Source organism: Bradyrhizobium sp. CCBAU 11361 (genome assembly GCF_028128935.1).
Lineage (GTDB): Bacteria > Pseudomonadota > Alphaproteobacteria > Rhizobiales > Xanthobacteraceae > Bradyrhizobium > Bradyrhizobium niftali.
The window spans coordinates 141,672-166,331 of record NZ_LBJZ01000191.1 but is presented as its reverse complement, the minus strand read 5'-3'; the positions used below and the strand labels follow the sequence as shown (position 1 = coordinate 166,331).

The following is a 24,660-nucleotide window of genomic DNA, read 5'->3' as shown; positions in this document are numbered from 1 at the left end:
GCGGCCCCGGCAGGCAGCCGCTTTTATGGGGCGGAGGCCCCGCGGGCAACCCTTTTGAGGCGGCCCGAGACCGGCCCTGCGAGGGGCACAATGGTGCCGTCGGCACGGATGGCGAAGCCGAGCCGGCGCGCGGCAAACCAGTAGCGAACGGCCATGGCACCGACGATGCCGACCAGGGCCCCGGCGGTGACGTCGCTCGGATGATGCGCGAGCAGCACGAGCCGTGTCAGCAGGATCACAATCGCGTAAGTGAACATGAACACGCGCAGCCGCGGCCAGAGTGCGGAGACCGCAAACGCCAGTGCGAACGCCGTGATCGCGTGGCCCGACGGCAGGCTGGCATAGGCTCCCGACCCCTCGAACGGGATGAAGTTGAACGGATCGGCCTTGCCGCCGACGAAGGGACGCCCGCGGCCGATGAGAAATTTCAGGATCTCACCGACGAGCACGGACAGGGCAACGGACAGAAACAGGAACTGGAGCCGCGTGCCGAGACCGAGCAGCAGCGCACGGCGGGTGCCGTGAAGCCCTGCCGCAGCGAATGCCAGCGTCACCAGCGCGCCCCCCAGTACCGAGAGCACGTACTCGTCCTTGCCGAAATCGGTGAGGATGCGGATCGGCCACAGGCCGGGCGCGCCTCGTGCCGGCATCAGCTGGATCTCGGTCTGGTCGAACGCGAGCATCAGCGCAATGATCAGGGCTGCGCCTGCCACGCTGAGCCACAGCGAATGCCGCGCCAGCTTTCGGGCGGCCTCGGCACGGCGTGAGTGCGAGGGCGTGCGGACAAGCTGCGCCAGCGCATGCCAGGACACGGCGAGCAATTGTGCGGGATAGCCTGCGCGCGGCGCGATGTTGGTCGAAGCCGGCATCCTATTCGGTGCCCTCCGAGCGGAAGATCGAGATCGAGATCGCGCGCCCTTGCGAGAAATTGTAGCCGTCGATGCGCGCGCCGACCTTGTAACGCAGCCCGATCGCCTCGGCGCGCTGCACGAAGCTGCGCTCCGAGCGCTGCTCGACCAGCGCGAAGCGGCAGCTGCCCTGCCGCAGGAAGTCCGCCGCGCCCGAGCCGTCGGTGAGCAGCGTCTGGGTGCCCGTCAGGAACACGAGGCTCGGCTCGTGATAGCCGGCAGAGGCCGCCTTCGGCCCGACGCAGGTGACGTTGCGCAGCGCGCGCGCGACCTCGATGCTCGGAAACACCGGCGTCAGCGACGGCAGCACGATGCCGTAGACCACGACCGCCAGCATCAGGGCTGCGACCAGCGCGTTCAGCACCGAGCGCTCGGCGTGGTTGGTGTCGAACAGCCACCAGGCGAACAGGCCGAAGATCAGCGACGCCGCGATGAACGGCCAGGCCACGAAAGCCGGCTGCCGCGTCAGCATCACCGCGCCGACCACCGCGATGATCGAGGCGGCCGCGGGGATCGCGAACCACCAGGCCGAGCCACGCATCAGCCAGGAGCGCGACAGCACGCGCCGCTCCAGCGCGCCGACGGTGAGGATCGCGATCGCCGGGTACAGCGGCAGCACGTAATGCGGCAGCTTGGTCAGCACCGCCTCGAACACGATCCAGGACGGGATCAGCCAGGCCAGCAGAAACTGCGCACCGGGCTCACGCCGCGCCCGCCACACCGCAGGCGCCGCCATCGCCGCGAGCGGCGCGCCCGGCCAGAAGGTGATCCAGAACAGCGCCAGATACAGTCCGGGCGGCGCGCCATGGGATTCCTGGGCGCCGATCTTGCTCAGCATGTCGCCGCCGACGGAATCGGCGAAGAAGGCATCGCCCGCGCGCCAGAAGATCGCGACGAACCAGGGTAGCACCAGCACCAGCATCCACATCAGGCCCCAGAGCGGGCGCAGCTTCCACAGCCAGGAGGCGTCGCGGTCCTGGATCGCGAGTGCGACGATGGTCAGGCCGGCGAACATCAGGATCAGCGGCCCCTTGATCAGGATGCCAACGGCGAGCGCGGTCCAGAAGATCGCGGGCCAGCTCCAGGGCGGATGCGTCTCGTCCTCGGCGCGCTGCCAAGACAGATAGGCCCGCGCCATCGCGCCCATCGCGGCGGTCACGCAGAACAGCAGCATCGCATCGGTCTTGGCGAGCCGCGCCTCGACGCCGAGCAGCACCGAGGCGCACATCAGGAGCGCCGCGAGCACCGCCGCGCGGCGCGTGACGAAGCCGAGCGCCGCCCAATAGGTCATGAGCACGGCGCCGATCGCCCCTAGCAGCGACGGCAGCCGATAGACCCAGATCCGCAACTCGGCCTTCGGCAGCTTGAGTGCCGCAGCGGCTTCGACTGCCGCAGATTGCAACCAGTAGATGCCGACCGGCTTCTTGTAGCGGACGTCCTCCTGGAAGCGGATGTCGACATAGTCGCCGCTCTCCACCATCTGCTTGGTGGCCTGCGCAAAGCGCGCCTCGTCGCGGTCGACAGGCGGAATCGTGAAGAAGCCCGGCAGGAACAGCAGCAGCGCACACAGCACGAGAAAGGCCACCGCGCGGGCGTGGCTAGCCGTGACGACATCGAGCATCGACACCAGCCGGCTGCCCGGATTTACGGGCGATTTCGGCTCGCGGGGGGCTCCAAAACGGGGGCTTGGGTAGGTCTCGGCCATTGGTTCCGCTTACGCTGAAACCGTCATTCCGACAACCGCTTAAGGCCGGGTCATTGAATTCGAATGACAACTGTGTCCGCGGCGCCAGTGGCATCGATCACGGTGAGCCGCGCAAAGCCCGGACCGGGCGGATCGATCAGCCGCTGGCGGCGCCCGTCGATCTCGCCGAGCGCCGTGCCGTTAACCATGACGGTCATGGGCAGAACGCCGCCGGCGACCTTGACCGGCATGGCGGCGGCCTCGGAGCCACCCGACCGATCGACGTCGATCCGCGAGCCGTTCAGCGGGAACTGGATGTGCAGCGCCTGCTCGCCGCCGGTCCGCACCAGTTCCCCGACCGGGCGGAACCGTTTCAAGGGCAGCGGCAGTTTGGCGTTGCTGGCGACCAGGGTTCCCTTGGGCGGCTTCGGCAGCGGGGCCAGCGTCTTGCCGGTCCGGGCGAAGGCGTCGAACAGGATTGGCGCGGCGGCGACGCGGCCGATCAGGCCGGGAACCGGCGCGCCGTCGGGCCGACCGACCCAGACGCCGATGGTCATGCGGCCGTCGAAGCCGACCGACCAGGCATCGCGATAGCCGTAGGAGGTGCCGGTCTTGAAGGCGATTCGGTTGTGGGCGGCATTTTCCGGCGGCGGCGTGCCCAGCAGCACGTTGCCGACCTGCCAGGCCGCGACCTGATCCAGCAGCCGCAGCGGCTCGCGGTCGTCCTTGGCAGCCACGACCTCGCGCAGCGGTTTGGTGGTGCCGAGCCGGGCGAAGCCCGCATAGAGCTGGGCGAGGTCCTGGAGCGTCACGCCGACGCCGCCGAGCCCCATGGCGAGCCCGGGCGCTTCGTCCTTGGGCAGGATGAGATTGCCGCCGGCCTGCCGCAGCCGCGACGCCAGCCGGCTCGCGCCGACGCGGTCGAGCAGCACGATCGCCGGTACGTTCAGCGACAATTGCAGCGCCTTCTTCACCGGCACCGTGCCCTGGAACGTCATGTCGAAATTTTCCGGCGCGTAGGAGCCGAAGCGGACGGGCCGGTCGTCGATCAGGCTGTCGGGATGGACGAAGCCGTCCTCGAAGGCGAGGCCGTAGATGAAGGGCTTGAGCGTCGATCCCGGCGAGCGAATGGCGCGCGTCATGTCGACCTGCCCTGCCCGGCTCTCGTCGAAATAATCCGCCGAACCGACGCGCGCGAGCACGTCGCCGCTCTCGTTGTCGACCACGATGATGCCGACCGAGATGTTCGCACCCAGCGCAATGGCGCGGTCGCGCGCCAGCGGCTCCAGCACCTTCTGGAGATTGGCGTCCAGCGTCAGTTTGATGACGGGCGTATCCTTGACCGTCGCAAGCGCGGTGTCGGAAGCATGCGGCGCCAGGATCGGCATTGGCTTGCGCAGCTTCGGCACGGGCACCGCCTTGGCCATCTTTGCGTCCTCGAGGCTGACCACATGCTCTTCGACCATGCGGTCGAGCACGCGGTCGCGGGCCTTGAGCGCCGCATCGGGATAGCGGTCGAGCCGGCGCGTCTCCGGCGATTGCGGCAGCGCGACCAGCAATGCCGCCTCGGCCAGCGACAGCCGCTTCGGCTCCTTGCCGAGATAGGCAATCGAGGCGGCGCGGATGCCTTCGAGATTGCCGCCATACGGCGCCAGCGCGAGATAGAGGTCGAGGATTTCGCTCTTGCCGAGGGTCCGCTCGATCTCAATCGCGCGCACCATCTGCCGCAGCTTTGCATAGAGGGAGCGCTGCCGCCGCGGCTCCATCAGCCGCGCCAGCTGCATCGTGATGGTCGAGCCGCCGGACACGATGTGGCCGCGCGTCGAAAGCTGCAACGCGGCACGGCCCAGCGCCAGCGGATCGATGCCGTCATGGGCGTGGAAGCGCTGGTCCTCATAGGCGAGCAGCAGTTTGAGATAGATCGGATCGACGTTCGCTTTGGCATCGACCGGAAGCCGCCAGCGCCCGTCCGCCATGGCATAGGCGCGCAGCAGCTTGCCGTTGCGGTCGACGATGGTGGTGGAGACCTGGCGGGACTCGTCGAGTGGGAGAGGACCGAGGGAGTAGACCCAGCCGACGAAGGTGATGATGGCGAGGATGAGGGTGAAGGCGGCGGCTGGGAGGAGGCGTGTGACGCCACGCCGTCCGCTGCCGTCGTTCCGGGATGGTCCGTAGGACCAGACCCGGAACCTCGAGATTCCGGGTTCGGCACTTTGAGCCGCCCCGGAATGACGAGAAACTTCGTCGGCCTCGCTCATCTCTCCGCCACTCACTTCGCCGCCCGCACCTCGACAGTGCCCGTCCCCGTCCGCCCATAGCGCGAGGGATTGTACATGTCCTCGACATAGGCCTGCGGCAATACGTATTTACCCGGCGAAACGGCGCGGACAACGTAGGCAACGGTGAACACCGACTTGGAGTCCGAGGCCCGGTCAACGGCCGCCGTGAAGCGGTCATCGCGGAACTCGGTATCCTCGGGCTCCTCGCCGTCCTCGATCCAGTCCAGCGTGCCGCTGTCGCCGGACGAGACCAGCTTCGGATTGTCGATCTCCAGCCCCGCCGGCAGATAGTCGGACACCATGATGTGGCCGTACTCGGGCTTGGCCTCGGTGATCTTCAGCACCACCGCGAAGCGCTGGTTCTGTTTGACCTTGCTGATGTCGGCAGGCTTGCCGTCGAGCGTGAAGTAATTGCGCTCGATCTTGAAGCCGTTCGATGCCGCCGGCTCCGGCGTCACCGGCGAGCCCGACACCGAGACCACCGCCTGCACCGGCGCATCGCCGGTGTTGGTGATCTTCAGTGGCTTGCCGCTCAGCGTGTCCGCCTTATAGCTGCGATAGAGCGCGGTCTTGACCGGCTGACCGTCGACCTCGATCGACAGGTTCTCCTTGGCGAGCGCCCGCGCCGCCAGCACCAGCCACGCGTTCTCCTGGGTGGAGGTGTAGGGCGTCAGCCCGCGCGCGGTCTCGACCCGCGACACCGCCTGCGTCAGCGTCGCCCTCGGCGCATTACCTTCGCTGGCAAGCGAGACCAGCGCCGCGGCATCGCGGAGCTGCGAGCCGTAGTCGGTGCGGCCGAACTCCAGCACGGGTTTTGGCGCAAGCGAGTCGAGCGCTGCACCATAGACCCGCTCCGCACGGTTGCGGTCGCCGACCAGGGCCAGCGCCGCCGCAAGCTGCGACTTCGCGATCGGCGTCGCGAGGTTGGAGAGCTTGGTGTCGGCGAGATAGCGGAGGTCGCCGATCGGAGCTGCACCATTGCGCGCGAGCACGTAGAGGCCATAGGCGAGATCGCGCCCGCCGTCCTTCTCCGGCTCGTTGCCGTTGACGACCGAGTTGCGGACGCGGTCGAGCGCGTTCTTGAACAGCACGTCCGGCACCGCAAACCCCTTTTCGCGGGCGCGGGTGAGGAAGTCCGTCACGTACGCATCGAGCCAGGCGTCGTCGCCGCCGGCCGACCACAGGCCGAACGAGCCGTTCGAACCCTGGCGCGCCAAGAGCCGCTCGATCGCGTCGCGGATGCGCTGGTCGACCTCGGTGTCCATGGCCAGGTGCGCGCCGGCGGCGAGCTCGTTGACATAGAGCAGCGGCATGGCACGGCTCGTAATCTGCTCCGAGCAGCCATAGGGATAGCGATCGAGCGCTTTCAGGATCGTCGCCGCATCGAGCGCGGTGGACAGGCTCGCCGAGACCGAGACGCTGCCGGTGCCCGGCACGAGGTCGGAGAACATGTCCGAGGTCAGCGTCAGGCTCTCGCCCTTCGCAAGCGTCCGGATCGAACGCCGCGCCAGCACCTGCGTCGCCGCCTTGACGTCGAGCGCATAGTGGCGTGCGAGGGCAAGCCCGTTCGGCCCCTTGATGTCGACGTCGAGCGTCGCCTGCCCCGCCGCGGTCGCATCGAGCGCGAGCGAGAACGAGTTGCGCTGCTTGGCGGCGAGCTTGACCGTGGTCGCGGGATTGCCGGTCATCTTCACCGGGCCGCCCGTCTTCACGTTGATGACGTAGTCGCCGGCCTGGCCCTCGACATTGTCGATCTCCAGGTTGACCGTGCCGTGGTCGCCGTTGAGCAGGAAGCGCGGCAGGGTCGTGGTCAGCACGACGGGATCACGGATCACGACGTCGGTGTTGGCGCGGCCGAGCTTGGTCGCGGTCCACGCCACCGCCATCACGCGCGCGGTGCCCGCGAACTCCGGAATGTCGAAGCTCACCTCGGCGGTGCCGTCGGCGGCGACCGTGACGATGCCGGAATAGAGCGCGAGCGGCTTTTGCGCGGGCGGCGAGCCCTGCAATTCGCCGGCTCCCGCGTCGCCGCCGGACTTGATCTGGCCGCGCGTGCCCGACATGCCGTCGATGAGCTGGCCGTAGAGATCGCGGATCTCGGCGCTGAGGCGGCGCTGGCCGAGATAGTAATCGTCCGGTGTCGGCGGCTTGTAATTGGTGAGGTTGAGGATGCCGACATCGACCGCTGATATGACGACCTTGGCGTCCTCGCCGGGATTGAGCCCGTCGAGCCTGACCGGGATCTTCAGCATCGCGTTCGGCCGGATCAGCGCCGGCGGCGTCAGCTTCACCTGGAGCGTGCGGGTCTGCTTGTCGATGCCGAACCATTTCAGGCCGATGGCGCGGCCCGGCATGCGCTGGGCGGCGGCATCGAGCGGACGGCGCAGCGTCGCCACGACATAGGCGCCGGTGCCCCAGTCCTTGCCGACCGCGAGCTTCACCTGCGCGGTGCCCTCCTTGACGTCGATCGTCTGCGTCATCAGCAGGCGGTCGCCGAGCACGTTGACGGTGAGCTTGCCGGCGGTGCGCACGTTCACCGACACCGTCATGGTGTCGCCGGAGGCGTATTGCGGCTTGTCGATCGAGGTCTCCAGCAGGTCCGGCGTGTCGGCGCTGCCGTCGGAATACCAGCCGACGTCGAACTGCACCGAGGTCACCGGGCCGTCGGCGTCGTTGGACTTCACATCGAGCCGGTAGCGGCCGGGCTGCGGGCTGAGCGAGATCCGCGACGGCTTGTCGGCAGCGATCGTCACGTCGCCGTCGGAAACACGCGAGGTCGATTTGACCGGCTCGTACTCCCAGTAATTGTTCTGGCGATACCACTGATAGCGCGACTCCATCTTCAGGAGCTCGTAGCGCAGGCCGTCACGGCGCAGCCTCTCGCCCTCGGGCGAGACGAACACGACATCGAATTCGGCCTTGTCGCCTTCAGCCACGTTCTTGTCGCCGAACAGCGGCTTGATGCCGATCAGGGCGTTCGCGGGCGCGACCGGCAACACCAGCTTGCGTTCGACGGCGCGGCCGCCGGTCTCCACCATGCGGACGAAGATCTGCGCCTCCTGCGGGCGGGTCGAAGCCGGCTGCTTGTCCAGCGTCACCGGGAAGGTCGCAACGCCATTGGCGTCGGACTCGGGCAGGAACTCCAGCGGCGTACGCTCGTTCGACGTGGTCTCCTCGTCGGCGACGCCGAATTGATATCCGGGAAAACCAGGGCGCTCGGAAGCGGGCGCGATCAGCATGTCGCCTTCGAGCTGGAGGCCTGAGGCCGGTGCGCCGTAGAGGAAATGACCGTCGGCCTTAAGCTCCACTGGAGCGTTAGCTTTGATCACCTTGTCCTTGGCGGACAAGTTGAATTCGATCCGGTCGGGGACGTAGTCCTCGACCATGAACGTGGTTTCGCCGACCGAGGAGCCCTTCGGGTCGGTGAAGGCGCGCACCCGCCAGGTCCCGGTCGGCACAGCCGAGTTGAGCGGCACGGACAGCGTGCGGCCGCCGGCGCCCTGGTCGGACAGCACGGCGCGGCGGTATTCGACGCCGTCAGGGCGCTCGACCACCAGGGTCATCGGCCCGCCGGTGACGGCATTGCCCTGCCCGTCGCGCAGCAGCGCGGTGAGATAGACGGTCTCGCTGGAGCGGTAGACGCCGCGCTCGGCATAGACGAACGCGTCGGCGCCAACAGGCACTGCGCGGCCCGCCACGCCACGGTCGGACAGGTCGAAGGCGCTCGTCTTCAGGCTGAGGAAGGCGTAGTCGGCCTTCTCGCCCGTGACCGTCAGCATCGCCGGCGACAGGCCGCCCTCGCCGCGCGCAAGGCCGGCCTCGAACAGCACGTGACCGGATTCGTCGGTCTTGCGGATGGCCAGGATCTCGTTGTTGCGCGCGACCAGCCGCACCTCGGCTTTGCCGACCGGATCGGTCGAGGCCAGCGAGTTGATGAACACGTGGATGCCGTCATTGCCGGAATAGGCCGACACCCCGAGATCGGAGACGATGAACCATTGCGTGGCGAGCTGGGACTCGTCGTCCGAGCCCGGGCCCTTGGCCGCGGCGGTCATCACATAGACGCCCGGCTGAAGCTCGCCGAGCGCCTGGTCGACCGGGAACGCCGTGGTGACGTCCTGGTTCAGCGTCATCGCGGTCGCGAGCTCGCCGGACCAGACCTTGACGCCGCGCTCGTTGCCGAGATCGCTGAGCTGGTACTTGGACAGCGTCTTCTGGAAGTCGCTGTCGACCACCGTGTTGATCAGGTTGCGGTCGCCGATCCGGAAGACGTTGACGTTGACCGCGGGCGTGTTGACGCTGACCACGGGAATGCCGCGCTGGCCGGTCTTCGGCAGCACATAGGCGCGGCTGGTGAAGCGCACGAAGGGCTTGCGGTCGCGCACATAGACGTTGAACTCGGCCGATTTCGGCAGCCCCTCCTTCACCGTGGACGGCAGGCCGGCGCGCAAGTTGATGTTGTAGCGCTCGCCATGCTTCAGGCCGTCGACGCAGAGCTGCTTGCCTTCGGCCGACAGCGCCGGCTTGTCCTGGCCCGCCAGCGCGAGGAACGGCGCGAAATCGGTGCGCTTGGCGAGTTCTTCCGAGAACTGGAAGCAGGCCCGCGGACTGGCCGAATCCGAATCCACGGTATAGTCGAGCAGGCGGAAGCCGTGCTCGTCGCGCATCTTCTCGTATTGGCCGCGGACGTCGGCGACCTCGCGCATGTCCAGCGACAGCCGCAGCGCGTCCAGCGCCGGCCGCCACAGCTTGCGTTCGGCCAGCGACTTGCCGAGCACCGCAAGCGCGTCGGCCTCCTCGCCCGGATTGCCCGCGCGCAAATAGGCGATATAGGCGGCGGTCGAGGCGCGCTCCAGCAGGAATGTCTGCTCGCTCGAGTTCTTGGGCAATATCTGGAAGATCACCTTGGCAAGCCGCAGCCAGTTGCCGGCATCCTCAGGCGTCGCGGCGGCGATCTGGCCGAGCACGGACAGGCCGGCACGGAAATCACTGCGCTTGAAAGCGGCGTCGGCGTCCGTGCGCAGCGTCGCGCCGGTCTTGGCGACCGGCCCGGCCTCGCTCTTGATCTGGGCCTCCAGCTTGATGGCGGAATCAGCGAGGTCGTCGCGCTTGAATGCCTTGTCGGCGGCCAGCGCCGTGCTCAGGCCAAGCGCCAGCGCGGCGCAGAGTGTGACGGCGCGAACAAGACCGATCATGATGGACTCCCGGAAATCACGGCGAACGCCGCGTGAGCATGAAATGCGCGGAAAGGTGACGGACTCAAGGCGATGGAACCAAAGGTGCAAATCGTCGCATTCGCCATGGCAAGGCACGCCCTGAGGTGACCGACCGCGATATCACCGCGCACGCCGTCCTGATGGCGCAGCCATACCTGACCAATCGACCGGCGGCCGTGTCCCGGAAGCTGACCAGCGTTCCCGGCGATGTGATCCATCGTCCAGTCCGCTGCCGCTCAACCCGGCACCCTGACACCCCACCGTTCCGCTTTGTCGCGCCATTGAGGAAAACGGTTCGGTTCAGGCTTGGCGAACGCGCGGATTTTTCATATTTGGCGTGATAGAAGACCGGCAGGCGGTAGCCGAGACCGGCCTGGCCTCAAGACCCGGCCTCAAGACGGTCCCATAGCTCAACTGGATAGAGTAGCGGATTTCTACTCCGCGGGTTGCAGGTTCGAGTCCTGCTGGGATCGCCAGTTTTTCAACCCGTAAATCAATAACTTGCTGCCGTATTGGCTTCGTTCTCGATGCCAAACCGTGTTGCGCGGCGCTCCGTGCTGCTGACAGCAAATTCAACGTCTTACGCAGCGTTACAAACAGCTCCACGCAACACGGCGGCAACACGCGGTTTCGCGATCCGTTCACCGGAGGCGGCCAATGACCGCGCGCATCGGGCTGATGATTGGGACGCTGCTCGGCGTCGCGCTTCGAGAACTTTGTGCATGGGGCCGCCAGAGGCGCTAGGCGCAAACGCGAATCGGATCATCTGCGGATGGTGCGCACCATCCTGACAGGACAGCTCGCGGCAATGAACGAGGCGAGAGATGCGCGTGGCGTCGCTTACGTTGCCGGCCGGCTCACGTCGGTGCTCGAGACGATCGCCCGCGTTACTGGCGAACTGGGCTCGATGGCCCAAAGCATCAAATCGAGGACGCTGTCACCCTCGCTGGCCGCCTTCTCCACAAGCTCGGCTGACTGCGCCGGGCCGCAGAGGTAGGTTACCTTGGTTTCGCCCGGGACGTGCTTCGACCAATGGCGCCAGATCGCGTCACGATCTAGGCCGAACTTGTCGGCTAGAGCATCGAGAGACGCGCCGCCAGCACCCAATAGCTCAACGCGCCATCGTTCTGGATGGCGGCAAACTTGGCAACGGTGATTGGCGATACGTTCGCCCATGCGCAGTGCTTCCGTGTTGAACCTGGAAGCCCGCTGCCGCGCGATGGAAGATGGATGAGACCCTGATCGAAATGAAAGTGCCTAGCCAACCGCAGGGGTGAGGTTGGCTAGGCGATCGTTCCGATGCATCCAGGGGGATCAATCCAAGAATGCGGGAATAGAATAGCAAAGTATATCAGAAGTTGAATATCTCTTTGGGGTTAGGAAATCGTGGCATACAGCTTCCGGTAGCGCGCGGCGGCGCCCTGCCCTTGATCACGTTGTGAATCTCTCCGAACACTGCAGGTTCGAGTCCTGCTGGCATCGCCAGTCTTGCTCTTCGAGCGGATTGGCTTCATTCGGGCTTGGCCGAGCCGACGGCAGAGCCGGAAATCATCCCGGCCCGCGATCTCCGTGGCAACGTGATTTGCAAATCTGTCGCACTTCAAGAAAGCGTGCGCAGGCCTGTCCAGGCGACGAAAGAGTCCTACCTATTCGGCATGCCGAAATGGTGTCGAAGATTTCTGTGATGCCGTCATCTGAATGGACAGGAATGGCTGTCGCGTCCGGAATTGCCGTCGCTGCAATGTCGTTTTTGGCGATCGATGCCGGCGTGGACTTGAACTCCGGCGGGATGGCAAAACACCTCGAGACGGCACAAGCTTCCATTATGAACGTCGCGGCGAGCCAGCATCAGCTGGCCTTCGCCGTTCGTTCGCTGGCGGGCGGGAGCGACCAGAATCGCCGTTCGGCGGATCGACCATGCATCCTGGATTACGTGCACAGGCCGAAACCGGTCGGCATCGATCGCGGCGTTTGACAACAGCAGCCTGGAACGAGATCACGGTCAGCACGTTGGCTGCGGCTCATGCAGCTCGAGGCGAGCAACGCTTGCGGTGGATCGAAGGCTAAAGGCTTCGGCCGGCAAGCGTCGGCTGAATCCGACTACTCCGTCGGTTCATCGTCGCGCCGGTCGCGGGCCAGCTGATGCCAGGCAATGGCGAGCTCGATGAGTCTTTGCCGGTCCGGGCCTTCTGAGGCCGCGGCGCGCTTCATTGCCGCCTCGGCTTCGTGCTGTGGATCGTACTTGTTACACATGGGGCGGATTCTAGCCGTCCGATCTGGACAAGTGCATGGCAATTTCGTCCGTATGAATGCGGATAACCAGCGTTGTCGCGAGCTATTTCAACACGCTGAAATTGTACACGATATGAAACTGCACCCGCGGTTTCAGAACGCCCACGCCGACCGTGCGACGCCCATACCGCACGAAACCGTGAGACCCGGCGTCATTCAGGCGGATGTGAACTGCGTCACATCCTGCGCCCGGCGTCTCGGCTAGAACATCTCAGTGCTCCCAAAGGCGGGAGAAAGCACGAGTGGTCTTGCGGTCATGACACGAGAAGCTGCAGCCGAAGCTCACGTCGCCACACAGCGAAAAAGGACCGACGTGTTCGGCGTCACCTTTCTTGCGACCATCGGCATCGTGATGCTGGCGTGGATTGCAGGCCTGGTCTGGGGCCTCATGGCGTTCATGACCTGGCTGGTGTCTTGAGGCGCGAGGCGATCAGCCATTCTGCCGAGGCGCCAAGCCAAGACGACAAACCCGGACAAAAAAGAAGCGGGCCTTTCGCCCGCCTCTTCGTTTCAGAGCTGTCCGCAATCTCAGTAACACGCGCGGGGATCGGCCTGCACATACTGTCCGCTCGGATAGCGGTAGTAGCAATTGCCCTCGGCCAGATAGTAGCCGGGACGCGAGGCAGCGGTCGCGCCGGCGATCGCGCCGGTGGCGCCGCCGATCACGGCGCCTGCGGCGGCGCCCGACGCGTTACCCGAGATCAGGCCGCCGAGCACACCGCCGACAATGGCACCGCCAAGCGCGCTCGCACCGGGATCAGCCGGCGGCGGCGGCGGCGGTTCGTAGGCAACGGGCGGCGGGGCGTAGGCCACCGGCACGTCATCGTAATACTCCTCCGAGATATAGCCGGGCGGACCGGCCATCCGCTGCGGATAATAGTACCAGACGCCGCCGACATCCCACCACCAGCCGGAGCGGCCGTTGTGGACCTCATGGCGCCAGCGCCCGCCATCCCAGGCGAGATTGCCGCGATAGGCGTTTCCGCCCCAGTCGCGCGCCGGTGCGGGACCCCTGGCGTAGTTACGACCGGGCGGCGGACCGCCCGCATTGCGCGGGCCAGGAGCCGGACCGGCAGCTGGACCGGCACCAGGACCTGCATGACCGGGTCCCGCATGGGGCTGGCCGCCGGGCGGCGGCGCGGGCCGGGCGGCCTGCTGCGGCGGCGGGCCCTTGCGCATGTTCTGATTGTTCTGGGGCGGTGCGCCCGCCGCTGGCCCTGCCGGCGATTGGCCGGCGTCCTTTGGCGGCCGGGCCTCCTGCGCCTGCGCCGAGAGCGCGAGCAGCGACATGGCCGAAACCAAGGGAATGATGATCTTCATGCGGCTGGACGCACTCATGCGTGCTTGACCCCCTACTCTTTCGATTGCCGTGGCCGATTGCCGTGGTCCCAGCGCGATAGACGATTCGCCGCGCGCTGGGCTGATGCCGGCTGACATAACTGACCTGCCTGATCGGTGAAGTCGCGTTACAAATGATTAAGATCACGGCATTTTTTGGCTCTACCGGACGTGTTTGAGCGCTGCTAGCGGGCCGGCTCGATCACGTTGCAATTGCTCCGCCCCGACATCAGGCAGTCCTGCATCTTGCTGGCGGCGGTGAGATCGCGGGCAAGCCACCAGCCGACGCCGAGGATCACGATCGCGATGATCAGGCCGGCGACCGCGCCGCGGCGGTTGTCACCGGATTGAGGTCTTGGCGCGGATCTGGGCGTGTCACCCGGTTCGGGCTTTGGCGTTGGCTTGGGCTCAGACTCGGGCTTGGTCATGACGGACTGATCGCGGGGGCGAGCCGGCTTTAACACCTCTGCGGCGTCGCGTCACATCGCAATCAGTTCCGGTTCAGCCGCGGGTCGCCCGGATCGCATCCTTGCGCGAGGTTTCGACCGCGGGGACCACCTCACGGACGCGTGGTGCGCAGGTCGTGAGCACGAATGCGGTCTGGCTGCACTCCCAGCCGGCGCCGAGAACGGCGCTTTCGATCGGCTTCGGACGGGCGAGCAGCGCCGCGGCGGCCGCTGCAGCGACCACCACGACGGTGATTGCGAGCGCCTTCAGGCTCAATCCGAAGATGGTCATGCCCGTGCTCCGTCTTGCTGGCGCGGACGCTAGGCGCCGCTCCACATGCTCCCTTATGAGGGACATCACAATTCGGCAGTTTTTCCGGGCTACGAGAGATCGTCGGGGGGCGATTTTCGTCTACCTGATCGGCTGCGAATTGGGTGGCGTTGCGACGCGCGGCGATGTACACGCATCTGCGTCGCGTGGCGCCTGCTATGCCCAGCCGACGTACCAACACGCAGTGATGTAGGGTCGAAAGCGAGGAAGACAAGGCTCGTCGATGAGTGGATTCAGGGAACCCGGTTTTGCAGACCGGCAAAAGGCGGCGCAGGACGCCCGCAAAAATCTTTTGAACAAATTCAAATCCCAGCCCGGGCCAGATGATCCGTCGGTTGCGGCGAAGCGTGCCGAGCGCGAGGCGCTCGCCGCCAAGCGCGCCGAGGCAAAGGCTGCGCGCGAGGCCGAAAAGGCCGAGCAGAAGCGACTTGAGGAAGAAGCCAAGGCCGCCGAAGCTGCACGGCTTGCGCGTGAGGCCGAGGAAGCGGCCGCCAACGCGGCTGCGCTCGAGGCCGAACAGAAGGCCAAGCGCGACGCCCGCTACGCCGCCCGCAAGGCCAAGCGCAAGTAACGTTCAAAGATCACGTTCAATTGAACTTGAACCGAGACATCGCTCCGGGGCGGTCCACCTGACCGCCCCCGGACGTTCGAGCGCGCGCGTCTGCCTTGCGCAAATGCCTCCCGCGACGACCGAAGATCAGTTCTTCTTCATCATCCCGTCGTCTTTCTTCATCCCGTCCTTCGACATGTGATCCTTCTTCATGCCGTCGTCCTTGGTCATGGCATCCTTCTTCATGCCGTCCTTGGACATGGTGTCCTTCTTCATCATACCGTCCTCCTTGCCCATCTTGTCGCCCGTCTTGTCTTGGGCAAAGGCGGCCGGCGACAGCGCCAGGCCAAGCGAGAGAGCGGCAGCCGAGACGCCGAGCGCGATGCGGGTGCGAATGGTCATGACTAGTCTTCCCTTCGAGATGGTGTTTTTCAGCGACGGACGCCGCTATTCAATCTTGACGGATTGCCACGCGACGTTGTTACGCGGTCGCTGATAAATTTCTGCGCGCCCGCGGCGGTCCGTCGTTCGGCATAGTGCGGGGATCAGAAGTGTGCAGCGCAGCACGGTCGACACTTGCCGCGGCATTCGGTCTCGAACTATCAGATGAGAGAACATCGGGCGAAAGACCGGATAGGATGGGCCTATGCGGCGGTCTCACAAGGCCCGACCAAATCGCACCAAACAAGAACCGTTCAAAGAAACGTTCAAGGGGATCACACCATGCTCACGCGCCGCCACCTGATCGCGACCGCCGTCGCCGCACCCGCCATTCTCCGCTTCGGCACCGGCACCGCGCATGCCGCCACCACGCTGAAGATCTCTCATCAATTCCCCGGCGGCACCATCGACAAGGGCGATTTCCGCGACCGGCTCTGCCGCATGTTCGCCGCCGAAGTCGCCAAGCGCAGCAATGGCGACATTGCCGCTGAGATCTATCCGAACTCCTCGCTGATCAAGACCAACGCGCAGTTCTCCGCGATGCGCAAGGGCGCGCTCGACATCAGCCTCTATCCGATGCCTTACGCCGGCGGCGAACTGCCGGAGACCAATATCGGCCTGATGCCGGGCCTCGTCACCACCTACGACCAGGGCATGCGCTGGAAGAAGGAGCCGGTCGGCAAGGCGCTCTCCGACTTCCTCGCCGACAAGGGCATCATCCTGCTCACCTGGGTGTGGCAGGCCGGCGGCCTCGTCAGCCGCTCCAAGCCGATCGTCGCGCCTGAAGACGCCAAGGGCATGAAGGTGCGCGGCGGCTCGCGCGAGATGGACATGGTGCTCCAGACCGCCGGCGCCTCGGTGCTGTCGGTGCCTTCGAACGAAATCTACGCGGCGATGCAGACCGGCGCGTGCGACGCCGCTCTCACCTCCTCCACCAGCCTGATCTCGTTCCGGCTCGAAGAGGTCGCGAAGTCGCTGACCTCGGGCGCGGGTGCCTCCTACTGGTTCATGCTCGAGCCCTTGATGATGTCGAAGGCGATCTTCGACAAGCTGCCGAAGAACCAGCAGGACGTGCTGCTCGCAGTCGGCGCCGAGCTCGAAGTCTTCGGCCGCAAGGGCGCGCAGGACGATGACGTCGAGGTCGCCAAGGTCTACGAGAAGGCCGGCGCCAAGGTCTCGGCGCTCGATGCAGCGACCGTCGGCAAGTGGCGCGACATCGCCCGCGACACCGCGTGGAAGGACTACGGCGCCAAGACCGCCACCTCCGCGAACCTGCTCAAGCTCGCCTCCGACGTCTCGGCATGAGCCACGGTCCGCTTCCGGATCGTGACGACCAGGCCAACGCTGCCGCAAGGACCGGTCTTGCGGCGGCGATTGATCGCGGTCTCGCCATCCTCAACAGCATCATCGTCGTGTTCGCAGCGATCGCGCTGGTCGCGGCCTGCGCCATCCTGAGCTATAGCGTGCTGAGCCGCGCCTTGTTCAAGGCCGCCAACTACTGGCAGGACGAGGCCGCCGTGTTCCTGCTGGTCGGGGCGACCTTCATGACGGCGGCCTATGTGCAGCAGAACCGCGGTCATATCGGCATCGAGGCTTTCGTCGGCCTGCTCTCGCCGCTGGCGAACCGGATCCGGCTCTGGCTGGTCGATGCCGCGACATTCCTGTTCTGCGCCTTCTTCACCTGGAAGTCCTGGACGCTGGCTCATGAGGCCTATGTCGATGGTCAGGTCTCGAACTCGATGTGGTCGCCGCCGCTCGCCATTCCCTATTCGTTGATGGCGTTCGGCATGAGCCTGCTCTGCCTCCAGATTCTCGTGCAGCTTGCGCTGCCTTTCGCAGGAGCCAAGCGCCCATGAGCGTTTTCGGTATCGGCCTCGCTTACGCGATTGCGACGCTGCTGGTGATGTTCTCCGGCATGCCGATCGCCTTCGCGCTCGGCGCGGTCGCGGTCGTGTTCATGGGCATCTACATGCCATCGGCCTCGCTCGATACGGTGACGCAGAACGTCTACGAGGAAATGGCCTCGATCACGCTGCTGTCGATCCCGCTCTTCATCCTGAAGGGCGCGGCGATCGGCAAGTCGCGCGCCGGCCAGGATCTCTATTTGGCCCTGCATGCCTGGCTGCACCGCGTCCCCGGCGGGCTCGGCGTCGCCAACGTGTTCGCCTGCGCGCTGTTCGCGGCGATGGCGGGCTCGAGCCCAGCGACCTGCTCGGCGATCGGCTCGGCCGGCATCCCCGAGATGCGCAAGCGCGGCTATTCCGGCGGCTTTGCCGCCGGAATCATCGCCGCCGGCGGCACGCTCGGCATCCTGCTGCCGCCCTCGATCACCATGATCCTGTTCGCGGTCGCGGCGGAAAAGTCCCTCGGGCGCCTGTTCCTTGCCGGCATCGGTCCGGGCCTGTTGCTCGTCAGCCTGTTCGGCGCCTATGCCGTGATCCGCTTCCGCCAGGAATATGCAGCCGCTGAAGCCATCTACAAGAATGGCGGACCGGAAGCCGCAATCCTCGCCCGCGACGACTACACGCTGGCCGAACGCTTCAGCGTGCTGCCGCGCGTGATCCCGTTCGTGCTGCTGCTCACCGGCGTCATGATCGCGCTCTATGGCGGCTATGCCACGCCGTCCGAAACCGCGGGCCTAGGCGGCCTCCTGGCGCTGGCACTGATCGCGGCGATCTACAGCGTGTGGCGGCCGAGCGACCTTGCGCCCATCATGAAGTCGACGATCCGGGAATCGACCATGCTGATGATGATCATCGGCATGTCGCTGCTTTATTCCTACGTGATGAGCTATCTGCACATCTCGCAGTCGGTCGCCGAATCCGTCGTCGCGATGCACCTGCCGCGCTGGGGCCTGTTGTTCGCGATCCTGGTCATGGTCGTCGTGCTCGGCTTCTTCCTGCCGCCGGTCTCGATCATCCTGATGACGGCGCCGATTATCCTGCCGCCCTTACGCGCCGCGAACTTCGACATCATCTGGTTCGGCGTGGTCATGACCATCGTGATGGAGATGGGGCTGATCCATCCACCTGTCGGCCTCAACATCTTCGTCATCCGCAACGTCGCGCCCGACATCCCCCTGAGCGAAGTGATCTGGGGCACGCTGCCGTTCGTGCTCCTGATGATGCTCGCGGTGCTGATGCTCTGCTTCGTGCCTGAAATCTCGACCTGGCTGCCGGACCTGGTGATGGGGCCCGACGGGAGCAGGTAGCGGCAATCACCGCTGCGGTAGGGTGGGCAAAGCGTAGCGTGCCCACCAGAATATACGACGCGGAGACGGTGGGCGCGGCGCTATGCGCCTTTGCCCACCCTACGAACGCTGCTCGCGCTTCTGCCGCGCACGCGGCGCGATCGCGCTGCCGGCCACCACCTGCAACAGATCCTTGCGCACGGCCTCGATGTGCCGCTCCAAAAACCGGCAGGCCTCATCGACCTTCTGCGCGCGGCAGAGCGCGATCAGGTGGGCGTGCTCTTTCTCAGCCGTCCCCATCGCCTTGGTGTTGGAGAGCTGGAGGCGCGTATAGCGGTCGCTGGTCTGGAGCAGCGACAGCACGATCGCGCGCGTACGAGGTTGCGGCGCGTGCACATAGAGCGCCATGTGGAAGTCGGCGTTGAGCTGGCCCCATTCGCTGACATTGCGCGCCTTGATCGCCTTCTCAAAACTCTTGTGGATGTCGTCCAGCCCCTCGAAATCCTCCGCAGTAAAGCGCGGCGCCGATTGCGCCAGGAGGCGCGGCTCGAGGATGCCGCGCAGGTCGAAGACATCGTTGATCTCGTCCAGTGACAGCTCCGAGACGATGGCGCCCTTCTGCGGAACGATGCGCACCAGCCCCTCGGCCTCGAGCTGGAACAGCGCCTCGCGCACCGGAATGCGGCTGACGCCATAGGCATCGCCGAGCGCATCCTGGCGCAATTGCGATCCGGCCGGATAGGTGCCGTCGAGGATCGCCTGCCGGAGCTGGTCCACGATCGCAGCCGACAGAGTGCGATGCTTCAGTGGCTGTTTCATCTGACCTTCCGTCTTTCTTCGCGACTCGTCCGGCAGAAAGCGGTCCCTCTCTTGCATGTTGAGGGGGCCAGCAAAAGCCAAGCATCCCACAAAAGACAGGTGCCCAGCAAAGGCGCGTCCTGCCGCCGAAATGACCGCAATCTCCGTTTGACAGCCCAAATGTATAAATTATACATTTTGCCTTGGCACGAGAAATCTTGCGGGGGTTGGGGCCTTTGATGATCGAAGGGACGATGCCGGATGCGGCCGCGTTCAGCGCGCGGCGGATTGTGATCAGGGCTTCCAGCGCCCTGCTCGCCGTCGAACGTCTCGCGCTGATGGGCCTGATGTACCTGCTCACCGGACTGATCCTGGTGAACGTCGTCACCCGCTATTCGCACTTCCCGATCTACTGGATCGATGAATCGGCGGTCTATTGCGTGGTCTGGCTGACCTTCATCGGCGCCTCCGCGATGACGCGGCTGCGGCTCGACTTCGCGGTCACGATGCTCACGGAACGCCTCGCGCCACAGCGCCAGAAGATCGCCAAGGTCATCTCGACCGGCCTCGTCGTCGTGTTCGGCATCGCCCTGATCATCACCTGCGTGCTCTGGATGGACCCGATTGGCCTCGCACGCGCCGGCTTCGACGGGCGCAAGCTCGCCGCCGAGACCTTCAATTTCCTCTACACCGAGCACACCCAGACGCTGAACTGGCCGACCTGGGTGCTCTATTTGACGCTGCCGATCTTCGCGGTGTCGATGACCGTTCATGGCCTCGCCAACCTCTTGGAAGATCTCGAGCTGGTCCCGCGCACGCCACTGACGGGCTTTCAGCTCTCCGAGCTCGACGGGGTCAACTGATGATCACGTCTGCCGCCTTCGTCGCGATCATGCTGGTCGGCGTGCCGATCGGGCTCTGCCTGTGCCTCGCCGGCCTCGTCTATATCGCCGCATCGGGCAATCCGGTGCTGTTCCAGTCCTATCCGCTCCAGCTGTTCGGCGGCGTCGACAGCTACGGCCTGATCGCCATTCCGCTCTTCATCCTGATCGGCGAGATCATGAATGGCGGCGGCATCACCCGTCGCATCGTCGACATGGCGATGGCTTTCGTCGGCTCGCTGAAGGGCGGGCTCGCCTACGTCAACATCCTCGCAAACATGTTCATCTCCTCGATCCTGGGATCTGCGACCGCGCAGGTCGCGATCATGGCCCAGATCATGGTGCCGGAGATGGAGAAGAAGGGCTACGACAAGACCTTTGCGGCGGGACTGACCGCCTATGGCGGCATGCTCGGGCCGATCATCCCGCCCTCGGTGATGTTCGTGGTCTACAGCGTGCTCGCGCAGGTCTCGGTCAGCGACATGCTGATCGCCGGCATCGTTCCGGGCGTCATCCTCACCGTGATGTTCTGCCTCGTCATCGCGCTGATGGGATACATCTACAACTATCCCCGCGCCGACTATCAGACGCTGCGCCAGCGGGTCATGACGATCCTGCGGACGTCACCCACCCTGCTGATCCCGATCGTCATCGTCGGCACCATCCTCGGTGGCCTCGCCAACGCGACGGAATCCGCCGCGGTCGGTGCGGTGGCCGCGGCGCTGGTCGGAAAATACTGGACCAAGGAGTTCGAGTTCTCCCAGCTGCCGCAGATGATGCTGCGCAGTGCCATCTATTCGGCGATCGTGCTGTTCCTCGTCGCCGCCGCCGCGGTGTTCTCCTGGGTCCTGATCTTCGGCAAGGTGCCGCAGGAGACCGCCGGCTGGATCCAGTCGGCCGCCAAGGACCCGATCAGCTTCATGCTGATCTGCAACGTCATCCTGCTGGTGATCGGCACTGTGATCGACGGCATTCCCGGCCTGATCATGACAGTGCCGATCCTGCTGCCTGTTGCAACCGACGTCTACCACATCGACCCCCGCCACTTCGGCGTCGTCGTGGTGATCAACCTGGTGCTCGGCCTGTTGTCGCCGCCGGTCGGACTCTGCTTCTTCGTCGCGGCCGCCGTCACCGGCGCCAAGCCCGGCAAGATGTTCATGGTGACGCTGCCCTTCTTCGTCATCTCCTGCGTCCTCCTGGTGCTGCTCTCGCTCTTCCCCTCGCTCTCGCTGATCCTCGTCAAATAGGCCCGTCCAAAAGGAGCCCGACCATGCCGCTTTCACGTCGCCGCTTTCTCGCCGCCAGCGCAGCCGCATCGGTGTTCGCGCCGTCGCTGGCGCTCGCCCAGGCCAAGGAATTCCGCCTCGGCCTGATCACGCCGAACGGTCATTCCTGGAACAAGGCCGCAATCAAATTCGGCGACGACCTCAAGGCCGCCACCAACGGCCGCCTGACATTGACCGTGTTCCACTCCGGCCAGCTCGGCAACGAGCCGGCGATGATGCAGCAATTGCAGTCGGGCGCGCTCGACATGGGCTTCATCCAGGCCGCCGAGCTGGGCTCGCGCGTGCCGCATATCGCGGCGATCAACGCGCCCTACATCGTCCGCTCGACGCCGGCGGTCGCGAAATTCGTGCGGCATCCGGCGGCGGTGAAGCTGTTCGACGTGCTGCCGCAGGAGACCGGCACCATCGGCCTCGGCTGGGGCATCACCGGCATGCGCGCGGTGTTCTCCTCCAAGGACCTGAATTCGCTCGCCGACATCAAGGGCATGAAGCTGCGCATCAACCCGACGCCGGTCTATCGCGATTTCTATTCCTCGCTCGGTGCCGCGCCGACGCCGATCCCGACGCCGCAGGTGTTCGACGCGATGGCCAACGGCCAGGTCGACGGCCTCGAGGCCGATCTCGAATTCTCCTGGAACCAGCGCTTCGACAAGGTCTCGAAGGTGATCCTCCAGATGAACGCCGTCTTCATGCCGATGGCCGCGGTGGTCTCGGGCCGGGTCTGGCAATCATTGCCGGCCGCCGACCGCGAGCTGATCGCCAAGACGGTCAAGTCGACCCTGGACGCGCAGATCGACGAGCTCGCCGGCAATGAGCCCGCGCTGATCGAGAACTTCAAGAACGCGCCGATCCCGATCCGCCAGGTCCCGGCCGGCGACACCGAGGCGGTCATTGCCGAGTTCGACAAGATCTGGCTGCCCAAGGCTCCGGTCCTCGCCGAATTGCGCAAGGTCGGCGCCACGCTCTGATCCCGCCCGCCATCTTCTTCACCACAGCCGGCGGCCCCAGCCCCCCGCCGGCAAAATTCACTTGGAGTTAGACCATGAGCCGCCGCGTTTCCTGGGAAGGCGTCTTCCCGGCCGTCACCACGCAATTCCACGACGATCTTTCGCTCGATATCGACGCGACCGCGAAGGTGATGGACGGGCTGATCCGTGACGGCGTCTCCGGCCTGATCGTCTGCGGCTCCGTCGGCGAGAACACGTCGCTGGAGCGCAAGGAGAAGGTCGCGATCATGGAGACGGCCAAATCGGTCGCGGCCGGGCGCGTGCCCGTGCTGTGCGGCATCGCCGAATTCACCACGGCCTTCGCGGTCGAGACGGCGAAGGAAGCCGCGCGCGTCGGTATCGACGGCGTCATGGTGATGCCGGCGCTGGTCTATTCGTCGAAACCGCACGAGACCGCCGCGCATTTCCGCGCCGTCGCCACCGCGACGGACTTGCCCGTGATGCTCTACAACAATCCGCCGATCTACAAGAACGACGTTACCCCCGACATCCTGGCTTCGCTCGCCGACGTCGAGACCGTCGTTTGCTTCAAGGATTCCTCAGGCGATACCCGTCGCTTCATCGACACAAGGAACATGGTCGGCGACCGCTTCGTGCTGTTCGCAGGCCTCGACGACGTCATCGTCGAGAGCGTCGCCATGGGCGCGGTGGGCTGGGTCTCCGGCATGTCGAACGCCTTCCCGCGCGAGGGCGAGACGCTGTTTCGCCTGGCCAGGGCGGGACGCTATGCCGAGGCGATGCCGCTCTACGAATGGTTCATGCCGCTCTTGCATCTCGACGCGCGCCCGGACCTCGTCCAGTGCATCAAGCTGTGCGAGCACATCATGGGCCGCGGCACCGCGCTGACCCGTCCTCCCCGCCTCGCACTGCTGCCGCAGGAGAAAGCCGAAGTCGAGGCCATGATGGTCCGCGCCCTCAAGAACCGGCCGCTCCTGCCGGACGTGGGCCTGAAGGCGGCCTGACAGCCCCCGTCGTCATTGCGAGGAGCCCTTGCGACGAAGCAATCCAGACTTTCTGAACGGAAAGATTCTGGATTGCTTCGCGGAGCCTGTCATCGGGCCGCGCTTTGCGCGGACCCGTTGGCTCGCAATGACGGAGGACTAGGAAGCAGCCCGCTTCTTCTTCGCGTTCAGCGCCGACGCCACGCGGCTCACCGGCGGCTTGCCCAGCACGCCGCTCATCTCGTTCGTGGCCGCCAGCAGCTTCTCCATGTCGACGCCGGTACTGAGGCCCATGCCTTCGAGCATGTAAACGACGTCCTCGGTCGCGACGTTGCCTGTCGCGCCGGGGGCGTAGGGGCAGCCGCCGAGACCGCCCGCAGCCGCATCGATGACACGGACGCCCTCCTCCAGCCCGGCGTAGAGATTGGCGAGCGCCTGGCCGTAGGTGTCATGGAAATGCATCGCGAGATTGGCAGCGGGAATGTTGGCGCTGACCGCGCGCAGCATCTGCTTCGCCTTATCAGGCGTGCCGACGCCGATGGTGTCGCCGAGCGAGATCTCGTAACAGCCGAGGTCCCACAATGTCTTCGCAAGATCGGCAACGGCCTTCGGCTTGATCTCGCCGTCGAACGGACAGCCCAGCACGCAGGAGATATAGCCGCGCACCCTGACGCCGTCGGCCTTCGCGCGTTCCATCACCGGCTTGAAGCGCTCGATGGATTCCGCGACGGTGCAGTTGATGTTGGCCCGGGAAAAGCCCTCGGAGGCCGCCGCGAACACGGAGGCCACTTTCGCGCCCGCGGCGCGCGCGGCGTCATAGCCCTTCTCGTTCGGCACCAGCACGTGGAATTCGGCGCCGGTCACGTGGGCAACGCCGCGCAGCACGGCGTCGGAGCTTGCCATCTGCGGGATCGCCTTGGGCGAGACGAAGGCGCCGACCTCCACCGTATTGAGGCCGGCTCCGACCAGCGCCTCGACGAAGGCGATGCGGGCCTCGACGCTGACCGGCATCTTCTCGTTCTGGAGGCCGTCGCGCGGCCCCATTTCGATGATCCGGACCGGATCGCTCATC

General features: G+C 65.6%; 22 protein-coding genes and 1 tRNA gene. 11 read left to right on the top strand and 12 right to left on the bottom strand.

Features of this window, described 5'->3' with window-relative positions; translation table 11 throughout:
- Positions 1-23: 23 nt before the first annotated feature.
- The 5 genes from XI08_RS31750 to XI08_RS31730 are packed head-to-tail and all read right to left on the bottom strand — an operon-like array spanning position 24 to position 10,305.
- The gene (locus XI08_RS31750) at positions 24-869 is read right to left on the bottom strand and encodes a phosphatase PAP2 family protein (protein WP_271577394.1); all 846 of its coding nucleotides are present in this window, start codon (positions 867-869) and stop codon (positions 24-26) included.
- Between the two features lies 1 nt (position 870).
- Positions 871-2,613, bottom strand: a complete 1,743-nt coding sequence (locus tag XI08_RS31745) for an ArnT family glycosyltransferase (RefSeq protein WP_271577393.1) — start codon at positions 2,611-2,613, stop codon at positions 871-873.
- Between the two features lie 50 nt (positions 2,614-2,663).
- Entirely contained in the window at positions 2,664-4,850 is a 2,187-nt protein-coding gene (gene pbpC, locus XI08_RS31740) for a penicillin-binding protein 1C (protein WP_271577392.1), read from the bottom strand.
- An 11-nt stretch (positions 4,851-4,861) separates the two neighbouring features.
- Positions 4,862-10,066, bottom strand: a complete 5,205-nt coding sequence (locus tag XI08_RS31735) for an alpha-2-macroglobulin family protein (protein ID WP_271577391.1) — start codon at positions 10,064-10,066, stop codon at positions 4,862-4,864.
- Positions 10,063-10,305: a hypothetical protein gene (locus XI08_RS31730; RefSeq protein ID WP_271577390.1), complete on the bottom strand. Its 243-nt coding sequence runs from the start codon at positions 10,303-10,305 to the stop codon at positions 10,063-10,065. The genes XI08_RS31735 and XI08_RS31730 overlap by 4 nt, the downstream gene beginning before the upstream one ends.
- Positions 10,306-10,486: 181 nt before the next feature.
- Here XI08_RS31730 and XI08_RS31725 point away from each other — a divergent pair.
- Positions 10,487-10,563 (top strand) — tRNA-Arg (locus XI08_RS31725).
- Positions 10,564-10,927: 364 nt separating this feature from the next.
- Here the strand turns inward: XI08_RS31725 and XI08_RS31720 are convergent.
- Positions 10,928-11,263, bottom strand: a complete 336-nt coding sequence (locus tag XI08_RS31720) for a hypothetical protein (RefSeq protein ID WP_271577389.1) — start codon at positions 11,261-11,263, stop codon at positions 10,928-10,930.
- Positions 11,264-11,750: 487 nt separating this feature from the next.
- On the opposite strand from XI08_RS31720, the gene XI08_RS31715 reads away from it, so the two are divergent.
- Positions 11,751-12,062 carry a hypothetical protein gene (locus XI08_RS31715; protein ID WP_271577388.1) on the top strand — a complete coding sequence of 104 codons (312 nt, stop codon included), beginning with the start codon at positions 11,751-11,753 and terminating at the stop codon, positions 12,060-12,062.
- A gap of 573 nt (positions 12,063-12,635) precedes the next feature.
- Positions 12,636-12,797: a hypothetical protein gene (locus XI08_RS31710; RefSeq protein ID WP_271577387.1), complete on the top strand. Its 162-nt coding sequence runs from the start codon at positions 12,636-12,638 to the stop codon at positions 12,795-12,797.
- Positions 12,798-12,907: 110 nt separating this feature from the next.
- Here XI08_RS31710 and XI08_RS31705 read toward each other — a convergent pair whose 3' ends face one another.
- The 3 genes from XI08_RS31705 to XI08_RS31695 form a co-directional block, all read right to left on the bottom strand.
- On the bottom strand, positions 12,908-13,717 hold the full coding sequence (locus tag XI08_RS31705; protein WP_271577386.1) for a hypothetical protein: 810 nt from the start codon (positions 13,715-13,717) through the stop codon (positions 12,908-12,910).
- A 185-nt stretch (positions 13,718-13,902) separates the two neighbouring features.
- Positions 13,903-14,145, bottom strand: coding sequence for a hypothetical protein (locus tag XI08_RS31700; RefSeq protein ID WP_271577385.1), 243 nt, complete (start codon positions 14,143-14,145; stop codon positions 13,903-13,905).
- A 73-nt stretch (positions 14,146-14,218) separates the two neighbouring features.
- Positions 14,219-14,455, bottom strand: a complete 237-nt coding sequence (locus tag XI08_RS31695) for a hypothetical protein (protein ID WP_271577384.1) — start codon at positions 14,453-14,455, stop codon at positions 14,219-14,221.
- Positions 14,456-14,717: 262 nt separating this feature from the next.
- Here XI08_RS31695 and XI08_RS31690 point away from each other — a divergent pair, with 262 nt between their 5' ends.
- A complete protein-coding gene (locus tag XI08_RS31690; protein WP_271577383.1) occupies positions 14,718-15,065 on the top strand; it encodes a DUF6481 family protein in 348 nt (115 codons plus the stop codon).
- Positions 15,066-15,191: 126 nt separating this feature from the next.
- Here XI08_RS31690 and XI08_RS31685 read toward each other — a convergent pair whose 3' ends face one another.
- Positions 15,192-15,446: a pentapeptide MXKDX repeat protein gene (locus tag XI08_RS31685; RefSeq protein ID WP_027542708.1), complete on the bottom strand. Its 255-nt coding sequence runs from the start codon at positions 15,444-15,446 to the stop codon at positions 15,192-15,194.
- 321 nt (positions 15,447-15,767) lie between these two features.
- Here XI08_RS31685 and XI08_RS31680 point away from each other — a divergent pair, with 321 nt between their 5' ends.
- The 3 genes from XI08_RS31680 to XI08_RS31670 are packed head-to-tail and all read left to right on the top strand — an operon-like array spanning position 15,768 to position 18,696.
- The gene (locus tag XI08_RS31680; protein WP_271577382.1) at positions 15,768-16,790 is read left to right on the top strand and encodes a TRAP transporter substrate-binding protein; all 1,023 of its coding nucleotides are present in this window, start codon (positions 15,768-15,770) and stop codon (positions 16,788-16,790) included.
- Positions 16,787-17,341: a TRAP transporter small permease gene (locus XI08_RS31675; RefSeq protein WP_271577381.1), complete on the top strand. Its 555-nt coding sequence runs from the start codon at positions 16,787-16,789 to the stop codon at positions 17,339-17,341. Before XI08_RS31680 ends, XI08_RS31675 begins: the two co-directional genes overlap by 4 nt.
- A complete protein-coding gene (locus XI08_RS31670; protein ID WP_271577380.1) occupies positions 17,338-18,696 on the top strand; it encodes a TRAP transporter large permease in 1,359 nt (452 codons plus the stop codon). Before XI08_RS31675 ends, XI08_RS31670 begins: the two co-directional genes overlap by 4 nt.
- Positions 18,697-18,795: 99 nt before the next feature.
- On the opposite strand, the gene XI08_RS31665 is transcribed toward XI08_RS31670, so the two are convergent.
- On the bottom strand, positions 18,796-19,494 hold the full coding sequence (locus XI08_RS31665) for a GntR family transcriptional regulator (protein ID WP_271577379.1): 699 nt from the start codon (positions 19,492-19,494) through the stop codon (positions 18,796-18,798).
- 233 nt (positions 19,495-19,727) lie between these two features.
- Between XI08_RS31665 and XI08_RS31660 the strand changes: the two genes are divergently transcribed.
- The 4 genes from XI08_RS31660 (at position 19,728) to XI08_RS31645 (ending at position 23,609) form a co-directional block, all read left to right on the top strand.
- On the top strand, positions 19,728-20,336 hold the full coding sequence (locus XI08_RS31660; RefSeq protein ID WP_271577437.1) for a TRAP transporter small permease: 609 nt from the start codon (positions 19,728-19,730) through the stop codon (positions 20,334-20,336).
- Positions 20,336-21,601 carry a TRAP transporter large permease gene (locus XI08_RS31655; protein ID WP_271577378.1) on the top strand — a complete coding sequence of 422 codons (1,266 nt, stop codon included), beginning with the start codon at positions 20,336-20,338 and terminating at the stop codon, positions 21,599-21,601. Before XI08_RS31660 ends, XI08_RS31655 begins: the two co-directional genes overlap by 1 nt.
- Positions 21,602-21,624: 23 nt before the next feature.
- Positions 21,625-22,608: a TRAP transporter substrate-binding protein gene (locus XI08_RS31650; protein ID WP_271577377.1), complete on the top strand. Its 984-nt coding sequence runs from the start codon at positions 21,625-21,627 to the stop codon at positions 22,606-22,608.
- Positions 22,609-22,682: 74 nt separating this feature from the next.
- A complete protein-coding gene (locus tag XI08_RS31645) occupies positions 22,683-23,609 on the top strand; it encodes a dihydrodipicolinate synthase family protein (protein ID WP_027542701.1) in 927 nt (308 codons plus the stop codon).
- Positions 23,610-23,747: 138 nt separating this feature from the next.
- Here XI08_RS31645 and XI08_RS31640 read toward each other — a convergent pair whose 3' ends face one another.
- Complete coding sequence (locus tag XI08_RS31640) at positions 23,748-24,659, bottom strand: hydroxymethylglutaryl-CoA lyase (RefSeq protein ID WP_271577376.1); 912 nt, start codon at positions 24,657-24,659, stop codon at positions 23,748-23,750.
- Between the last annotated feature and the right edge of the window lies 1 nt (position 24,660).

Coding starts and splice junctions, on each gene's coding strand:
- XI08_RS31750 (WP_271577394.1), bottom strand. CDS start 869: ATGCCGGCTTCGACCAACATCGCGCCGCGCGCAGGCTATCCCGCACAA.
- XI08_RS31745 (WP_271577393.1), bottom strand. CDS start 2,613: ATGGCCGAGACCTACCCAAGCCCCCGTTTTGGAGCCCCCCGCGAGCCG.
- pbpC (WP_271577392.1), bottom strand. CDS start 4,850: ATGAGCGAGGCCGACGAAGTTTCTCGTCATTCCGGGGCGGCTCAAAGT.
- XI08_RS31735 (WP_271577391.1), bottom strand. CDS start 10,066: ATGATCGGTCTTGTTCGCGCCGTCACACTCTGCGCCGCGCTGGCGCTT.
- XI08_RS31730 (WP_271577390.1), bottom strand. CDS start 10,305: ATGGATCACATCGCCGGGAACGCTGGTCAGCTTCCGGGACACGGCCGC.
- XI08_RS31720 (WP_271577389.1), bottom strand. CDS start 11,263: ATGGGCGAACGTATCGCCAATCACCGTTGCCAAGTTTGCCGCCATCCA.
- XI08_RS31715 (WP_271577388.1), top strand. CDS start 11,751: ATGGTGTCGAAGATTTCTGTGATGCCGTCATCTGAATGGACAGGAATG.
- XI08_RS31710 (WP_271577387.1), top strand. CDS start 12,636: ATGACACGAGAAGCTGCAGCCGAAGCTCACGTCGCCACACAGCGAAAA.
- XI08_RS31705 (WP_271577386.1), bottom strand. CDS start 13,717: ATGAGTGCGTCCAGCCGCATGAAGATCATCATTCCCTTGGTTTCGGCC.
- XI08_RS31700 (WP_271577385.1), bottom strand. CDS start 14,145: ATGACCAAGCCCGAGTCTGAGCCCAAGCCAACGCCAAAGCCCGAACCG.
- XI08_RS31695 (WP_271577384.1), bottom strand. CDS start 14,455: ATGACCATCTTCGGATTGAGCCTGAAGGCGCTCGCAATCACCGTCGTG.
- XI08_RS31690 (WP_271577383.1), top strand. CDS start 14,718: ATGAGTGGATTCAGGGAACCCGGTTTTGCAGACCGGCAAAAGGCGGCG.
- XI08_RS31685 (WP_027542708.1), bottom strand. CDS start 15,446: ATGACCATTCGCACCCGCATCGCGCTCGGCGTCTCGGCTGCCGCTCTC.
- XI08_RS31680 (WP_271577382.1), top strand. CDS start 15,768: ATGCTCACGCGCCGCCACCTGATCGCGACCGCCGTCGCCGCACCCGCC.
- XI08_RS31675 (WP_271577381.1), top strand. CDS start 16,787: ATGAGCCACGGTCCGCTTCCGGATCGTGACGACCAGGCCAACGCTGCC.
- XI08_RS31670 (WP_271577380.1), top strand. CDS start 17,338: ATGAGCGTTTTCGGTATCGGCCTCGCTTACGCGATTGCGACGCTGCTG.
- XI08_RS31665 (WP_271577379.1), bottom strand. CDS start 19,494: ATGAAACAGCCACTGAAGCATCGCACTCTGTCGGCTGCGATCGTGGAC.
- XI08_RS31660 (WP_271577437.1), top strand. CDS start 19,728: ATGCCGGATGCGGCCGCGTTCAGCGCGCGGCGGATTGTGATCAGGGCT.
- XI08_RS31655 (WP_271577378.1), top strand. CDS start 20,336: ATGATCACGTCTGCCGCCTTCGTCGCGATCATGCTGGTCGGCGTGCCG.
- XI08_RS31650 (WP_271577377.1), top strand. CDS start 21,625: ATGCCGCTTTCACGTCGCCGCTTTCTCGCCGCCAGCGCAGCCGCATCG.
- XI08_RS31645 (WP_027542701.1), top strand. CDS start 22,683: ATGAGCCGCCGCGTTTCCTGGGAAGGCGTCTTCCCGGCCGTCACCACG.
- XI08_RS31640 (WP_271577376.1), bottom strand. CDS start 24,659: ATGAGCGATCCGGTCCGGATCATCGAAATGGGGCCGCGCGACGGCCTC.